The organism is Psychrobacter sp. AOP5-GZ1-6 (assembly GCF_052376345.1).
Classification (GTDB): Bacteria; Pseudomonadota; Gammaproteobacteria; order Pseudomonadales; family Moraxellaceae; genus Psychrobacter.
On sequence record NZ_JBQSVP010000067.1, the window covers coordinates 1 to 15,806 of the forward strand.

At 41.1% G+C, this 15,806-nt stretch carries 13 protein-coding genes; 6 read left to right on the top strand and 7 right to left on the bottom strand.

Annotation, left to right across the window (positions count from 1 at the left end):
- Window positions 1-832 (bottom strand): saccharopine dehydrogenase family protein (locus ACT3RN_RS09675; RefSeq protein ID WP_444518594.1); only part of this gene is annotated, 832 nt, incomplete at its 3' end.
- Between the two features lie 446 nt (window positions 833-1,278).
- Here ACT3RN_RS09675 and ACT3RN_RS09680 point away from each other — a divergent pair.
- Entirely contained in the window at window positions 1,279-1,434 is a 156-nt protein-coding gene (locus ACT3RN_RS09680) for a DUF1328 domain-containing protein (RefSeq protein ID WP_082624527.1), read from the top strand.
- A gap of 326 nt (window positions 1,435-1,760) precedes the next feature.
- Here the strand turns inward: ACT3RN_RS09680 and ACT3RN_RS09685 are convergent, their stop codons facing one another.
- The 4 genes from ACT3RN_RS09685 to ACT3RN_RS09700 all read right to left on the bottom strand — a co-directional run bounded on the left by ACT3RN_RS09685 (window position 1,761) and on the right by ACT3RN_RS09700 (window position 5,544).
- A complete protein-coding gene (locus ACT3RN_RS09685) occupies window positions 1,761-2,054 on the bottom strand; it encodes a 4a-hydroxytetrahydrobiopterin dehydratase (protein WP_192519805.1) in 294 nt (97 codons plus the stop codon).
- 402 nt (window positions 2,055-2,456) lie between these two features.
- Window positions 2,457-2,750 (bottom strand): GNAT family N-acetyltransferase, encoded by a 294-nt coding sequence (locus ACT3RN_RS09690; protein ID WP_192519806.1) that lies wholly within the window; start codon window positions 2,748-2,750, stop codon window positions 2,457-2,459.
- A gap of 138 nt (window positions 2,751-2,888) precedes the next feature.
- The gene (locus tag ACT3RN_RS09695; protein ID WP_192992614.1) at window positions 2,889-4,217 is read right to left on the bottom strand and encodes an acyl-CoA desaturase; all 1,329 of its coding nucleotides are present in this window, start codon (window positions 4,215-4,217) and stop codon (window positions 2,889-2,891) included.
- A gap of 85 nt (window positions 4,218-4,302) precedes the next feature.
- On the bottom strand, window positions 4,303-5,544 hold the full coding sequence (locus ACT3RN_RS09700) for a flavin reductase family protein (RefSeq protein WP_192519808.1): 1,242 nt from the start codon (window positions 5,542-5,544) through the stop codon (window positions 4,303-4,305).
- Between the two features lie 400 nt (window positions 5,545-5,944).
- Here ACT3RN_RS09700 and ettA point away from each other — a divergent pair, with 400 nt between their 5' ends.
- A complete protein-coding gene (gene ettA / locus ACT3RN_RS09705) occupies window positions 5,945-7,606 on the top strand; it encodes an energy-dependent translational throttle protein EttA (protein ID WP_192519809.1) in 1,662 nt (553 codons plus the stop codon).
- Between the two features lie 95 nt (window positions 7,607-7,701).
- On the top strand, window positions 7,702-8,115 hold the full coding sequence (locus ACT3RN_RS09710) for a hypothetical protein (protein WP_192519810.1): 414 nt from the start codon (window positions 7,702-7,704) through the stop codon (window positions 8,113-8,115).
- A gap of 24 nt (window positions 8,116-8,139) precedes the next feature.
- Here ACT3RN_RS09710 and plsB read toward each other — a convergent pair whose 3' ends face one another.
- Window positions 8,140-10,905: a glycerol-3-phosphate 1-O-acyltransferase PlsB gene (plsB, locus tag ACT3RN_RS09715; protein WP_192519811.1), complete on the bottom strand. Its 2,766-nt coding sequence runs from the start codon at window positions 10,903-10,905 to the stop codon at window positions 8,140-8,142.
- A gap of 367 nt (window positions 10,906-11,272) precedes the next feature.
- Here plsB and ybaK point away from each other — a divergent pair, with 367 nt between their 5' ends.
- Together ybaK and ACT3RN_RS09725 are read left to right on the top strand one after the other, a co-directional pair.
- Window positions 11,273-11,761, top strand: coding sequence for a Cys-tRNA(Pro) deacylase (gene ybaK, locus ACT3RN_RS09720; RefSeq protein WP_192519812.1), 489 nt, complete (start codon window positions 11,273-11,275; stop codon window positions 11,759-11,761).
- A gap of 95 nt (window positions 11,762-11,856) precedes the next feature.
- Complete coding sequence (locus tag ACT3RN_RS09725) at window positions 11,857-12,231, top strand: 5-carboxymethyl-2-hydroxymuconate Delta-isomerase (protein WP_192519813.1); 375 nt, start codon at window positions 11,857-11,859, stop codon at window positions 12,229-12,231.
- A gap of 103 nt (window positions 12,232-12,334) precedes the next feature.
- On the opposite strand, the gene ACT3RN_RS09730 is transcribed toward ACT3RN_RS09725, so the two are convergent.
- Complete coding sequence (locus tag ACT3RN_RS09730; RefSeq protein ID WP_192519814.1) at window positions 12,335-14,155, bottom strand: acyl-CoA dehydrogenase C-terminal domain-containing protein; 1,821 nt, start codon at window positions 14,153-14,155, stop codon at window positions 12,335-12,337.
- A 392-nt stretch (window positions 14,156-14,547) separates the two neighbouring features.
- Here ACT3RN_RS09730 and ACT3RN_RS09735 point away from each other — a divergent pair, with 392 nt between their 5' ends.
- Entirely contained in the window at window positions 14,548-15,672 is a 1,125-nt protein-coding gene (locus ACT3RN_RS09735; RefSeq protein ID WP_192992374.1) for an FUSC family protein, read from the top strand.
- Window positions 15,673-15,806: the final 134 nt, after the last annotated feature.

The following is a 15,806-nucleotide window of genomic DNA, read 5'->3' on the forward strand; positions in this document are numbered from 1 at the left end:
AACCAATTAACTGGTTGCTGTGATGCACAATACGAGTATTAATACTGGCCATCACAAAGGGGGCGAGCCAACGTTTGTGCTCATTATCGTATTCTGGCTTGCTGATGTTATCTTGGCGTACCCGTGGCGCATCTGTGTCATTGTTGAGTAGATAGGGGTTTGCTACCTGCTCACGACGAGCTTTACTCTTGCCTGCTTCTTCAAAGATAGTTGCCATTGATGCAATCGTCCCACCTGACAAGCCGCCTTTTGCGGCTTTTACGCGCATGTGAATGACATGGCAAGTATCACCGAACCTTTCTTCTGCTTTGGTTTGCGTAAAGTAGACACCTAAATCTGATGGGATAGAGTCAAAGCCACACGAGTTAATGATACGAGCGCCGCTCTGCTCGGCTGCATCTTGATATTTATCCATCATATCTTTGATAAAAATGGCTTCACCAGTGAGATCGACATAATCGGTACCGTTGGCGGTACAAGCCTTAATCAAAGGCTCCCCATATTTGAGATAAGGGCCGACGGTTGAAATAATGACTTGCGCTTGTGCGGTCATGTCATTCAGGCTAGCATCATCGTTGCTGTTAGCAATAATAATATCTACCTTACTTGTCAGCTCAGACTGTAATTCATTGAGCTTTGTCTCATCACGACCTGCTATTGCCCATGTGACTTGCGTACTATGGTTGTCCTTTCCGTTAGACAAAAAATCTGCTAAATAGTGAGCTGTGATTTTTCCTACAAAACTGGTTGCACCATACAAGACGACTGCATAAGGGCGATTTTTAATAAAATTATGTTTGGTATTATTTGAGGTATCGGTATTGTTATCCATATTGATTGTCCTTAATAGGTTTTTTGACAAGGTATCGTTAAACGAGTTTTTGAGATAAAAGGTTTGTTATAAATGACTCAAGGTCTGAATAGTCTAAAAAAGTATTCTTAGCCTACTATTTATAACAGATTATAAGATAAAAATAACAATGAATAAGGCGTTCTTCACCATCACTACACATAAGCCTTAGAAAAATCTGCAGAAGACGAAAATTCAATACAAATATTACATAACTTACCGATTTTATTACCAAACTGAACGTCTTTTAAAAATATATCTTGTTAGTCTATAGGTATAAGTATTTGTAATTAATACTAAAAAATAAAACTAATATCAAGCAGAGAGAGAAAAAACGTTGCCATCTATTATTTGATATCTATTGATAGATACTAGTGGTGTGACTTTCACTGTCTGATATTTATTAATAATAATTTAAGGAGAAAGTTATGTTTCGCTGGGCTATTATTTTTGCTGTAATCGCATTATTGGCAAGTTTTTTAGGCTTTGGTGGTGTCGCTGGGCTATCTGCTAATTTGGCATATATTTTCTTAGCGGTTGCTGTCATCCTATTCATCGTCGCGTTTGTAAGTCGTAAGATGTGATAATGCGACATAAAATATTAAATAAAAAATCGTCAAACAAAAAAGTCCTCATAATATTATGAGGACTTTTTTATGGCTAATTTTTCTGACGTGTTTATTTTAAAGTATTGGTGGTGTGTCAAAAAGTATGCTGATTAAAACTTGAACAATTTTTGAAGCCTTGAAAGCCCTATAGAATCAGAGAACTTAGCATAGATTTCTTATTGACTTCTATCGCCAGCATACTTTTTAGAACACCACCAAAGTATTTATCTGAGTAACAAATATGTCACCATGAAAAATATAAGCTTCAAAGTTCTAAGCGTATGACTGTCAATCAAATTCGATTATAAGCCTTTTGGCTGAATAATATACTCCATGCGTTTGGCGAGACGAATATCATGACTGGTGATGCTGTTGCTGTCATTGGTTGTTAAACGTACTTCTACAATGTTGTATATATTGCGCCATTCTGGGTGGTGCTCAAGTGCTTCCGCATAAAATGCTGCTTGGTTCATAAAGCTCATAGCTTCAATAAAATCGCTAAAATGATAGGTTTTCACGATAGCATTGCCATCGCGCTCCCAACCAGTCAGCTCTTCTAATTGTAGGTCGACTTGTTCTTGAGATAAGCTACTCATATTAATAACCTTTATTGTTATATTATAGCCAGTCCTATATAAGTAAATATAGTGTCAGGTTTGCTCAGTCTATTATTTGACATAGTTTCGCATGCCTCTCTTATATCTAAATTATTTTGTACTAGCTATAAAGTGGTTTTTTAAAAAATATTAGTCGCAACATTATAACTATAGCTGCTATCTAATATGATATCTATCACACTTTTTATCCTACCATCAACGGTACTAAAGAAATTTCAGCGTGCTTTATTTTGTAATGATTATAAGCTAGAAAACCCGCCTGTATTTGCTATCTTGCCATATATTTAAAGATAAATACATCGGATTAGATAACAAATTAGCAGGAGGGTAGTGTGTTGTTAATACGCTTATTTTTGATAGCTAATATATTCTGGAGTTAGGTTAGAGTAAGTCTTGATATTCAGGGTGTTTGCTGATGTATGATGATACAAACGAGCATTGAGGTACGACTTTTTTGCCATTCTCACGTGCATAATTGAGCGCGTGCTTGACCAATGCCGATCCGATGCCGCGCCCACCAAGTGCTTGCGGTACGATGGTGTGATCGTAGACTAGCTTATCATCTTGCTCTTGATAACTTATATAACCAATATGGTCATCGATAGCAGTCTCAAATCGTTTAGCTTCTATATCGTGAGTGATTTTTATAGGCTGTTTAGCAGTTTGGTTGCTCATTACTACTCTCCGTTATTATAAAATGTTATTTGTTATTAGGTACTATGATTATAAAGTGACCTGATTTTTAAAGTCGATACATATTTTTATTCTCTAAGCGATCTAAAGCATGCGGTAGGTGCAATACGCCTGAATGCGTTAAGCATAAAATAAAGCTTGGCGCATGACTGGAGGAAGGTATTTCCCCAATCCACGTATGACAGGAACGTCTTTAGTCTTTTCTTTGACAGTATGAGTCGATGCGGGTAATTGTGATTGTAAATAAGCTTGCCATTCTGCCGTACTTGGTTTGCTAAAGTGATGGATGCGCCCGATAACTTGTCGAAGTTGACGACCAAAGTGCCCAGTATTATAAGGTAGCTCGTATTTTTGGCATATGGCCTGTATTTTCGGAGCGATGCGAGCATAGTGTCTGGCGGGCATATCAGGAAAGAGATGATGTTCAATTTGATGCGACAAATTCCCCGTCAAGAGATGAAAAAATTTACTGCCTTTTATATTGCTAGAGCCAAGAATCTGGCGCACATACCATTCACCCTTGCTTTCATTTTCATCAAGCTCAGTATAAACATGAGCCTGCTCCGTGAAATGTCCACAAAATATCACGGCCCAAGTCCATAAATTACGAGCAACATTGGCCGTGATATTGCCACTCAATGTCGTCATAGCACTACGCCGACCTAATAACGCTCCTGCTACAGCAGGTAATGCAATATAGTCTTTGCCGACCTGCCTTGCCATTTTGGAAAATAGGCCACGAGATTTAGGCTGCATGATTGCTGCTAGCTGTGGAGACTCAGCATATTCATCAACACTAATCTGAATGTCATGAAAAGCAACGGCCCACTCAAACCCTAAAGCCAAAAACATCGTATTAAGTAAGTTGTAGCGATCGCTTGGGGTCCAAGGTTGCTCATCCGTCACACGAATTAAATGATAACCGACATCGTGGTCACGACCCACGATATTGGTAAATGTGTGATGCAGATAATTGTGTGAATGCTGCCATAGCGGAGCAGGGCAGACGATGTCCCAATCAAACTTTTGGCTATTTAGATAAGGGTGTTGCATCCAGTCATATTGCCCATGCATGACATTATGCCCAAGCTCCATGTTATTTAGGATTTTACTAAAGCTTAGTAGAGAGGTGCCAAGTAGCCACGTTGCTATCATTTTACGTTTAGATGGCATGCGTCCAACCGCCGCCAGTAAAATACGTGAGCCAATCTCGCTGTAGACCACCGTGGTATATATGCGCTGAATATAACGTGCATCATCGCGGCCTAGTGAACTCATAACGTCTTTATATAACGTGTTTAATTCATCAGCTAGCGCATCACTGCGTGCCTTTGGTAGCTGTGCCCCCGTCAATGTTGGATAGAGCTTTTGTTTCGATGGTATATCCGTCGCTGTCGAAAATGCAGATACGGCAGACCGTGCAGTGAACATAGGCGGTAATAAACGCATAAAAACTCCTTAACTAAGGCGACTAATATCGGATGAGACAACGAATGTTTAAACATGCTTGTACATGTTGCGTATATCTCAAATCTCAAATATCTAACACCACATCGGTCATCGCGATATTGATGCAGGTCTGAATAGACTCGTAGCCCTCATGACTAATCTTGCCTGTTTGAATGTTTTGTACCACACCGCTAACTTTATTACAGCGGCATAGCTGGCAAATACCCTGTCTACAGCCATGCGCTAGCCTTACATCAGCCTTTTCAGCAGCAATCAGTATGGTTGTGTCACTGCTAAACTGTCTGTGCCGTGACCGCAAATAGACAGTGTGTTCTTCTACAGATACTGTTTTATCGAATGTTTGATAGCCATCCATGTTGAAACCGACCAGAGCATTACCAAAGCTCTCTACTATGATGTTATCACGTAGCTGTTTGTTTGTAGGGAGAGTTATTTCTGCGGCAGCTTCATATAAGCCAGCTAACAATGCTTGCGATCCACAAGCAAATATCTGCGTCTCTGCTAATGGCAAGTTGAGCGCGAGCAAGCTGTCAGAACTGAGATATCGTGTGCTAGCCAAATAACTATTGGGGTCTTCTGTATTGATAAAGTGATAGTTAAAATTTGGATAGCGCTCTTTTAACTGCCGCCAATGTTCTAAAAAAGGTGTCTCTGCCAGCGGTATGCGACTGTAGTACAGCAACGTAACAATGCGATTTTGATGAGTTTGCTCTAAGGCTTGTGTGATAAGCCCTACCATGGGAGTAATGCCACTGCCACCAGCTATGAATAGTAAGGACGATGACGTCGGTAAAGTTTGCTGATGTTTGGCTCGCTGTGTATTCGTTTTTGACTGCACATTAATCTTTGACTGTGTGAGCGTAAATTCGCCACTTGGTAAACCACTATCGAATATCGTACCGAGTTTGGCTTGCTGTGTTAGATAGTTAGATACCAATCCTTGAGGTTTAATGGCAATAGTAATGATATGCGACTGTTTATTCTTAGTATTGTCGATGCCAGCATATAAATATAACGGTTGCTTTGGCAACCCAACCAATGAGTAATGACGCTGATGATGAATGCCATCGATAATGACTGTTAATCCAATATATTGGCCCCCGTGCCAGCCCAGTTGTCGATCAAATACTTGCCGATTAAAAGCATAGTTGCCTTCGAACTGTAGGGCTATTAAGTCATCATTGATTACTTGCCGTGTAATCAGTCGCAACTTAGGACGGGTCAAAGACCAAAACGGATGCAAGTGTGACCCAACAAAATCAACAAACGCACGTTGGATAATTTCAGGGCGATAGCCAATAGCCATAAACAGGTTACCTTTTTTAATGTTTTAAGCTTTCTGAGTGAGTGCTGTTTAAACTATGTCAGATAATCTTGTTAAGATAATCTAATACTTTAAAGGTTATTAATTAATTTTTCGTAAGGTTTGCTACTGCTTTTTGTGGTCTTTATAAAACAGTTATGAATCAAAATGTTAAACAAGACAAGTCGATAGTCCATTTCATTTCTGCTTTTTGGTAGAAAGCAGCATACTCAGTGACAAAAGCAGTAAAACAAACGCTAAAACAATCTGTTGGCTTGCAGGGTATGCGCCACAATGCGATAATGACTTATAATGTGTAACCCTGATTTTGAGGTGTGGCGTGCTTGGCATCATTGCTAAGTATGATTTGCTAGCCTCTTCTATGCAGTCTATCGGAGTGTGAATGGCTCAATATATCTACACGATGAACAACGTGTCAAAACTTGTTCCCCCTAAGCGTGAAATTCTAAAAAATATCAACCTATCATTTTTCCCAGGTGCCAAAATTGGTGTGTTGGGTATCAATGGTTCAGGTAAATCAACCTTGCTGCGCATTATGGCAGGCGTGGATACTGAATTTAGTGGTGAAGCACGCGCGCAAGCAGGTACCAAAGTCGGTTATTTGCCGCAGGAACCACAGCTTGATGACAGCAAGGATGTACGCGGTAACGTTGAAGATGGTATGCGTGAAGCGCTAGATGCGCTAGCACGTTTAGATGCTATTTATGCTGAATATGCCGAGCCTGATGCTGATTTTGATAAATTGGCTGAAGAACAAGGCAAGATGGAAGATATCATCCAATCTTGGGATGCGCATAACCTAAACACCCAATTGGAAAAAGCGGCTGATGCATTGCGTCTGCCACCTTGGGATGCTGATGTCAGCAAGCTATCTGGTGGTGAAAAACGCCGTGTGGCACTGTGTCGTTTGTTATTGTCTCGTCCTGATATGCTACTACTTGATGAACCGACCAACCATTTGGACGCCGAATCAGTTGCATGGCTAGAGCAGTTCTTGCAAAACTACAGCGGTACTATCGTTGCTATTACCCATGATAGGTATTTCTTAGACAATGTGGCACAGTGGATATTAGAGCTTGACCGTGGCCACGGCTATCCGTACGAAGGCAACTATACTGAGTGGCTAGAGCAAAAGAACACGCGTCTAGAGCAGCAGAACAAGCAAGAAGAATCATTTGCTAAAGCACTGAAAAAAGAGCTTGAGTGGATTCGAAAAAATCAAAAAGGTCAGCAAGCCAAGTCTAAATCTCGTGTGCAGCGTTTTGAAGAGTTGAACTCAACTGAGTTCCAAAAACGCAATGAGACCTCTGAGATTTATATTCCACCTGGTCCACGTTTGGGTAATAAAGTTATCGAAGTTAACGATATCTCCAAGTCATTTGGTGACCGTTTGCTTTACGAAAACCTAAGCTTTAATGTACCAGCTGGCGCAATCGTAGGTATTATTGGCCCTAACGGCGCGGGTAAAACCACGCTATTTAACATGATTACCGAGCGTGATACGCCAGATACTGGTTCAGTTGATTTGGGTGAAAGTGTTAAAGTGGCCTATGTGGGTCAGGTACGTGACCATCTAGATGACAACAAAACCGTTTGGGAAGAAGTATCAGACGGCCTAGATATCATTACGGTTGGCGACTACACTACGCCAAGCCGTGCCTATATCGGTCGCTTTAACTTTAAAGGCTCAGATCAGCAAAAACACGTCGGTCAACTGTCAGGTGGTGAGCGTAACCGTTTGCAACTAGCGAAGACGCTAAAGCAGGGCGCGAACGTATTGCTACTCGATGAACCATCAAATGACTTGGATATCGAAACCCTACGTGCGTTAGAGGATGCGGTTCAAGTATTCCCAGGTACGGTAATGGTAGTGTCGCATGATCGCTGGTTCCTTGATCGTATTGCTACTCATATATTGGCATTCGAAGAAGAAGGCCCAGTTTGGTTCGATGGTAACTACACTGAGTTTGAAGCATATCGTAAAAAGACGATGGGTGATGATGCCAGTCCTAAACGTGCCAAGTATAAGAAGATTTCTAATTAGAATAAATTCAAGAAAAAACCACAAATAATACATTATGGTTGCAAAAAAAAGGCATAACTTAGGTTATGCCTTTTTTGTTGTTTAAGAGATAAGTCATGGGAAAAATATTCGAAATATCACAACTATTAACTATATTTGCAATGATAGTATTGCCTATTGTGATGGTTTATAAGCATCAGTTTTCACAGAAATCTCGTTTGGCTTCTTGGCAAATATTTTTGATTGGTACTTTTTTGGTGTGGTTGCTGGTTCAAGTTGGTGTTTACTTTACCGATGCCTATCTACAAGCTCAGCTTGATGTTTTTGATTTAGATGACAATGGGTCTTTTTCATCAGATGAGAGAAGTGAGGCGCAACAACAGGCTATGATGAGAGTGACTTCAGACACAGGTAGAGCATTGGCACCTGTTACTGGAGCCATATTTGCCTTTGGTTATATGTCGATACTTATCATGTTTTTTAAGTTGCTAGGTATTTTCACAAAAAAAGAGCCAAGCATAGAAGCTTGACTCTTTTTATGATAATCCTAAAACCTAACGCTTACGGCCAAATTTACGCTGCTTTTTATTACTAATTTCAGTAATAGCATGAGTGATTTCGGCATCGTCTAAGCTGGCGACCTGTTGCAAAATTTTCATCATATCAGGCGTCAGCACGTACTTAGCGTGATGAGCGATGTCATGAATACGTTGATCAAAAGTAAGTACGCCTGTTTCACTATCTTTTTGTAGATAGTCGAGTCGCGTTAGCGCACTGATAAAGCTGGTAAATAAGGCACGATCAAAGAAATCAGGAATGTCATCGGCATATAGTACCGACAGACGCTGTCCAAGTAACTGACACAAATCTACAACTTCATTTTCGGTTAAATTTCCCGAGCCTTGCTGGGCGAGTAGGGCAAGGGTCATAAAGTAACGCTCAAGACTCTGTCCAACTGGAGTCGCGAGTGCTTGCAGTTGTTGGTAGTGCTTGCTATTCGACTCAGGAACGCTGAGTATGCCATCACCGAGTTCTACAATTAGCCCGTGAGAGAGTAAGTTATCGACTTTTTTGTCGAGTGTATCGGCTAAACTATGTGCTGGATAATACAAAAACAGTTCAGTCTGTAAAAATGGGTACAACTGCTCAGCGATACTGTCTAAACGGCTACGTCTGATACGGCCATTGCGAGCCACTAATGCAGATAAGAAAGACAATAAAATAAACACATGCAAGATATTATTGCGGAAATAACTGAGTAGCGGCGCTTGCTTGCCTGCGACCTGAATGATATCACCCAAAATGTGCGGCGTTCGTTCGATAAGTTTGAGCTTAATGCCGTAATCGATGATTTGCTGCGGCGTCATGTCGGTAACTACGCTATCATCTGAGTAGGCCAGTTGTTGGGCCAAATCTTGGTAGAGCGCAATTTGCTCTCGGCAGCTATTTTCATCTAAAGCTGCTTTGGGTGCCGACAGTAGCACTAAAGATAACAGTGATACGGGAGTCACCACTGCTGCTTTATTGATATGCTGCATGATTTTTACACCGATGTTGTCGACCATAGAGCTGGCCTTGTCATCCATAGGTGTATCCGTGCGATCTGCAGGTAAGCTATTGGCTGTCACATCGAATTTTTTCATAAACTCGGTAAGGTGTAGTGGCGTACCAAAGCTTAAGTGTACGTTGCCAAAAATACGCTCAATTTTACGACCCGCTTTGATTAACCCAATCAAAGATTCAGACTCTTTTGGCTTACCTTTAAGTTCGCCAATATAAGTGCCGCCTTCCATAATACGCTCGTAACCAATGTAGGTGGGAATAAAGACGACAGGCTTATTGGTTTGGCGTAATTGGCTATGCACGGTCATGGCTAGCATGCCCATTTTCGGTGGCAGTAAGCGACCTGAACGTGAGCGACCACCTTCAATAAAGTATTCTATGGGCGTGTTTCGAGTGATTAATGTGTGCATATACTCGCGCAATACAGAGGTGTATAACGCGTTGCCACGAAAACTACGACGAATAAAGAACGCAACGGCACCGCGTAGCAAAGGCCCTAATACCGGCACATCAAGGTTATCACCTGCTGCCACATAAGGAATACTTAATCCGCGTTTATAAATCACATAAGACAGCAACATATAGTCGATATGGCTGCGATGAGATGGCACATAAATAATTTCATAATCGGTGGCCAGCTCACGTACTCGCTCAAAATGATGCACATCAACACCATCATATAACTGCGTCCACAACCAGGTTAAAAATCGGTCAAAGACACGAATGATGGGGTAAGAGTAGTCGTTGACCATCTCATTGGCATAGCCTTTTGCCACGCTTCGAGCTTCGCGGGTCGTTGTGCCTGTTTCTGCAGCTTCTGTCTCTATTGCATGCTTGATGGCAGGTGAGTACACTAGTTTATCTACCAGGTTACGGCGGTCTGATAAATCAGGACCGAGCATGCTGGCACGTTGTTTGTCTAAATAAATCGACAGCTGTTGCTGCAATATACGAACCAGTTCGCGATTACTATCAGCGGTTGCTACCAGCGCATAATTTGGTGCTTTGTCAGTCTGTTCTATGCCATTATCGTTGTCTAGATTATCTTTTAAATCAGCAGCTAGAGAATCAAAAATAGCAGGTCCTTCTATATTACCTGTAAGGCTATCATTGATGAAGGTACGCAAATCTTGTGGTGGATGAAATTGCACAAAGGTATCGCGTCCCATTACGCCAATATTAAATAACTGTTTGGTGATACTAGGGTCTTGCCAGTTATCAGCGGTCAGTAGCTTAAATAGGGAGTCTTCTTTTTCTGGTGCACGTCCCCATAGGATAGATACTGGTACCAAACGCACTTTGAGATCTGGATATTGCAATACAGCAGATACGAGACGTGATAGGCGCGGTGACAACTGACTGTTTTTAGCATTTGGATGGTTCAAAAAGATAATGGCTGCATTTTCTTTAATATTATGAGTAGTATCTTCTACGCCAACTAATGCGGGTGGCAAATTGTACTCTTGCGTCTGTAAGTCAATCAAAATACTATTGGAGCGTGAATACTCTTGTAGTACGTAAAAACTGATCGTCTGATCGTCAGCTTCAAACTCCGGTAACTCACCTAATAGTTTAGGTTTGACAGCCACATCGAGCATTTGACCAGACAGCTTGCGATAAATCTGGTTTATTGGCGCACTTGAATAAGGCTTAGTAGTGCTTAGGTTGGCATCAGTAGTAGCCGCTTTGTTATTTGTGGCTGTCGCTTTGACAGTCCGTTTTTTTAGAAACTTATTCTTTAAGAAACTGGGTATCATAATGAGTATCAAAAGTAGTTAAATATATTGTGCTTATAATGCCATAAAAGCCATCAAAGCGATATATACTGCTAATATTAGTATTGAGGGATTACTCATTTGTGGGCTAAAGTTTGTTTTATACATTCTCCAATAGTTCGAATAGGGGCTGTTTTTAATCCAAACGATGGTCATCTAACTGGGCTAAAAATAGCCAAATATCGTTAAATGGCTGGTCAATATCCCTATATTATCTGTGTTATTTTTTTCGTTTGATGGTAGTTTATCTTTATCATCATTTTTAGAGTGAAGACATATTCTAGGGAGGATATGTCCTCAATGATATTATTATTTACCTATTCCTTTCATTAAAATACGTTAAATTACTATGACTCCAGCTATCAATCTTGCCAAACAGCAAAATCTTGACTATCAATTGCACGAATATATTCATGACAGTAATGCGCCTTCCTTTGGTTTAGAAGCTGCAGAAAAGCTCGGAGTGGATGTCACACAAGTTTTTAAAACTTTGGTCGTCATGACAGAGTCGGGTACATTGGCTGTTGCTATCTTGCCAGTTCATAAAACGCTGAATTTTAAGAAAATGGCGAAAGCCTTATCTGCTAATAAAGTGCTATCGTGCAAAAAAGTGCAAATGGCAGAGCCAAAACAAGTGGAGCGCAGTACTGGTTATGTGTTGGGCGGTGTTAGCCCATTAGGTCAAAAGAAACGCTTAGCGACTATCATCGATAGCTCAGCAGAGTCTCAGCCTACGATTTATGTCAGTGCTGGTCGCCGAGGATTAGAGATTGAGTTGCCACCTTTACAGTTGGCTAGCACGCTTAAGGCACATTTTAGTAACATTATTGATGATTAGATTGTTGATGACTAAAAAGTATTGTCGCTGATATCAAATACGTTTATTCTTTTATAATAATTTTACTTTTACTCATGTTTTATAAGGATATACTCATGCCACACTTAACCTTGCAAGCGACTCCTAATGTCAGTATCCCTCATGAAGAGTCATTGCTTAAGTCTCTAAATCAAGCACTATGGAATAGTGGACATTTTGGTAAGCCAACGGATATCAAAGCACGCATCGTACCTCTTGAGACATTTTTGGTTGGCGTAGAAGATGATGAACAGGTGAATGGATTTGTCTATGCTAATTTTAAATTGATGGCAGGCCGTGATCTGACCATACGTAATGAGTTGTCTGAGATATTAATGACGACATTAGAAGCAGAGCTGGCAACAGCACAATCAGATCGTACCTCTCTACAAATATGTGTTGAGGTTGTAGAGTTAAGTGCAGTGTATAAGAAAAAAGTTTTAGGCAGCTAAGGTCAGAACGATTGAGCCAAATATCTCAATGAATATCTGTTACGTACAAAAAAGCGCCTAAATATAGGCGCTTTTTTATGCATCGTTGATTAGTTTTTTAATCCTAGTCTAGGAAAGCAAAGTTTTCGATATCCATTGACGTCATGCTTTCACTTGGTGCGACCATTGATTCAGCATGACCTGAGGTACGTGGCAACAGCTTATCAAAGTAGAATTCCGCAGTCTGGATTTTTGCTTTGTAGAATTCTGGCGCTTCAGTACCACCGTTTTCAAGCTTGTCGTAAGCAACCGCCGCCATACGTGCCCAATGATAACCCATCATCACATAGCCTGAGTACATTAAGAAATCCTCTGAAGCAGCAGAGATAATTTCACGATCTTTACGTGCCATTAGCATCAAACGTACTGTTAAAGTATTCCACTCAGCACACAGCTTAGTCAGTGCCCATACAAACTTGCGCATGTCTTTATCAAGCGCATACTCGCCACACCATTTCATGATACTTGAGGTGTAGTCGCGAATGATCTTACCTTTAGACTGTAAGATGACTTTACGACCTAACAAATCTAATGCTTGAATGCCAGTGGTGCCTTCGTACATGGTCGCGATACGGGCATCACGAGCAATCAGCTCCATACCCCATTCTTTAATATAACCATGGCCACCGTATACTTGCTGGCCGTGTTTGGCAGCTTCGATACCTAGCTCGGTTAAGAAGCCTTTTAAAATAGGGGTGTAGAAACCTAATTTGTCATCCCACTTTTCAAACTCTTCGTCATTGCCGTTGGCGATACCTTGTGCCATTTTGTCCGCATAGCGCGCTGAGTGATAAATCATCGAGCGACCACCTTCAGCAAAGGCTTTTTGGGTCAGTAGCATACGACGTACGTCAGCATGATGGATGATGGCATCCGCTACTTTTTTAGGTTCTTTAGTGCCAGATAGCGTACGCATAGAACGACGGTCTTTTGCATACGGTAGTGCATTTTGGAATGACAATTCTGTATGCGCCAAACCTTGGATACCAGTACCGATACGTGCGGTGTTCATAAAGGTAAACATGGCTTTTAAGCCTTTGTTTGGTTCACCAATTAGGTAACCGACTGCGTCATCAAAGTTCAATACACAAGTCGCTGATGAGCTAATACCCATTTTGTGCTCGATAGAACCACAAGTGACGCCATTACGTTCGCCTATTTCGCCATCAGTATTTGGCAAAAATTTCGGTACGATAAATAGCGAGATACCACGTGTGCCTTCTGGTGCATTTGGTAGGCGAGCCAATACGATATGTACGATGTTTTCCGTTAGGTCATGTTCACCGCTTGAGATGAAAATTTTGGTACCGCTAAGTTTGTAAGAGCCATCATCTTGTGGAATGGCTTTTGATTTGACTTGTCCCAAATCTGTTCCACATTGTGGTTCAGTCAAGCACATAGTACCAGCCCAAGAGCCTTCAACCAGTTTGTGCAAGTAAGTTTCTTTTTGCTCATCTGTACCATATTGCAAAATGGTATTGATACAACCTGTTGATAAACCAGGATACATTGCCCAAGGCCAGTTAGCCGTACCGATGATTTCTGCTTTGATTAGGTTGATAGACATAGGTAAGTTCATGCCACCAAACTCTTCAGGGTACGAAATACCTTGCCAACCGCCTTCGACAAACTGATCATAGGCTTCTTTGAAGCCTTTAGGCGTGGTGACTTCACCATTGTCAAAATGACAGCCTTCTGCATCAGCTGGCTGATAGATCGGAGCGAGGACGTTTTCAGCGAAATCAGCCATGCCTTGCAAAATCATATCAACTGTTTCAGAGTCTGCGTTCTCACCGTTATCCAAGTCTTTATAATGGGTTTGAAAGTCAAAAACATCATTGATCAAAAACTTGATATCACGTAGAGGTGCTTTATAAGTTAACATAATCATTCTCTTTGGTTGTTCGCTATCATAGACTGTTGGCTTGGCATATAAGCCACGGTTTATATCAACGATTATTTAGTTATTTTAGTAAAGGTAGGTAGTATCAGTGATTGTCGGTAAAATCTATAAAGAACAGCTCATCCACTTTGATTGCCGTTAAGGTGTCTTAGCTAAAATGTTTGTTGTGGCACTGATATCAGTATAAGTCTTCTATAGCCACAAATATATAACTAATAACTAATATTCATGTATTTTAAGTTAAATTAAAAAATTTAGTTGTGTTTAAAATGTCACTTTTTATTAAGACTTATGACTGAGTGTATATTTATCACAAATAAAATCGTAGTAGAAAAATGTCATTCATTGTACTTATGGCATAAGGAAAGACAGTTATGAGTGCATTCATGCACAAGAAAAATCAAGTATCGTGGCTGACCAGATTATTGACTCGCATAAAGATGTTAATGAAAGGTGAGCTAGGACACTTACTCACTGTTAACCGTAGTCAAAGACCGTGGCACATGCCCATTATCGCGGCAATTGCGATTAGTTTCCCAGTATTTACTGGGGCGTATTTTGATGTTTTGTCTGCAGGTATCAAAGCGTCGCTAGGTGCAATGATTATCTTGAACTTACCATTATCAGGTGCACTACCATATCGGTTGGTTACAGTCACGGCTTGGGGCTTTGCTATGGCACTCAGTTTTGCATTAGGTTTGATTGCTCAGCAGTTGCCTTGGCTTCGGTTGCCAGTATTTGCTCTGATCGCGTTTTGTGTTGTGATGTTGGGTCGTTATTATCGGCAGCCACTACCTGCAGGTCTATTTGTGATGATGGCAGGAGCGATAGCATTATTTATAACGGTACCGCTAACACAAGTATTATCTGCGATTGGGCTAGTGATGTTAGGCAGTGGCTTTTCGATGTTACTCGCCCTGTTATATACGCTGTTTTTATTAATATCGCGGCCTGTTCTGCCTGCTCCTGTCTATCGATATGAGACAGATACCATTGGTGACAGCCTAATTGTAGCGGGCTTTGTTAGCTTGACATTGGCCATCGCTGTACTGTTTGAGATGCCTTACCCGTATTGGGCGGCGATGAGTTGTTTTATCATTATTCAAGGCATGCAGCTACGAACGATGTGGATTAAACAGTTGCATCGGCTATTAGGCACTGTAGCGGGGATGGCTGTCGCTGGTTGGATGTTGTCATGGGGGCTGTCGATATGGGGTGTGGCTGTATCTATACTAGTCATGATGTTGTTGATTGAGTCATTGGTCGATAGGCATTATGGCATGGCTGTGATATTTATCACGCCGCTGACGATATTTATCGCAGAGTATGGCAGCATGACGGCGACACCACTTGTTGCTGAGGCAATCATACAAGCACGTATGCTCGATACAGCGCTCGGCTGTGCAGTTGGTCTGAGTGGTGGATTGGCCATTCATTCGGAGAGACTGCGTATACCGTTACGCCGCTTAGAAAATTGGCTACTGGGACATTTTAGCTAGAGCGTGTTTTCAGTTCACTCACCATATAAATAGGCTAAAAATGGCTAAGTCCTGTCAAGCATCACCAAGTAGCACAATAACATCTCGATATTATCTGTGCTATTCCTTTTGTTTAACGGCTTTTTATCTTATGC

What these genes read in the sequence shown, in the direction of transcription:
- ACT3RN_RS09695 (WP_192992614.1), bottom strand. Translation starts at nt 4,217, where the DNA reads ATGCGTTTATTACCGCCTATGTTCACTGCACGGTCTGCCGTATCTGCA.
- ACT3RN_RS09685 (WP_192519805.1), bottom strand. Translation starts at nt 2,054, where the DNA reads ATGAGTAGCTTATCTCAAGAACAAGTCGACCTACAATTAGAAGAGCTG.
- ACT3RN_RS09725 (WP_192519813.1), top strand. Translation starts at nt 11,857, where the DNA reads ATGCCACACTTAACCTTGCAAGCGACTCCTAATGTCAGTATCCCTCAT.
- ettA (WP_192519809.1), top strand. Translation starts at nt 5,945, where the DNA reads ATGGCTCAATATATCTACACGATGAACAACGTGTCAAAACTTGTTCCC.
- ACT3RN_RS09735 (WP_192992374.1), top strand. Translation starts at nt 14,548, where the DNA reads ATGAGTGCATTCATGCACAAGAAAAATCAAGTATCGTGGCTGACCAGA.
- ACT3RN_RS09730 (WP_192519814.1), bottom strand. Translation starts at nt 14,155, where the DNA reads ATGTTAACTTATAAAGCACCTCTACGTGATATCAAGTTTTTGATCAAT.
- ACT3RN_RS09680 (WP_082624527.1), top strand. Translation starts at nt 1,279, where the DNA reads ATGTTTCGCTGGGCTATTATTTTTGCTGTAATCGCATTATTGGCAAGT.
- ACT3RN_RS09710 (WP_192519810.1), top strand. Translation starts at nt 7,702, where the DNA reads ATGGGAAAAATATTCGAAATATCACAACTATTAACTATATTTGCAATG.
- ACT3RN_RS09690 (WP_192519806.1), bottom strand. Translation starts at nt 2,750, where the DNA reads ATGAGCAACCAAACTGCTAAACAGCCTATAAAAATCACTCACGATATA.
- ACT3RN_RS09700 (WP_192519808.1), bottom strand. Translation starts at nt 5,544, where the DNA reads ATGGCTATTGGCTATCGCCCTGAAATTATCCAACGTGCGTTTGTTGAT.
- plsB (WP_192519811.1), bottom strand. Translation starts at nt 10,905, where the DNA reads ATGATACCCAGTTTCTTAAAGAATAAGTTTCTAAAAAAACGGACTGTC.
- ybaK (WP_192519812.1), top strand. Translation starts at nt 11,273, where the DNA reads ATGACTCCAGCTATCAATCTTGCCAAACAGCAAAATCTTGACTATCAA.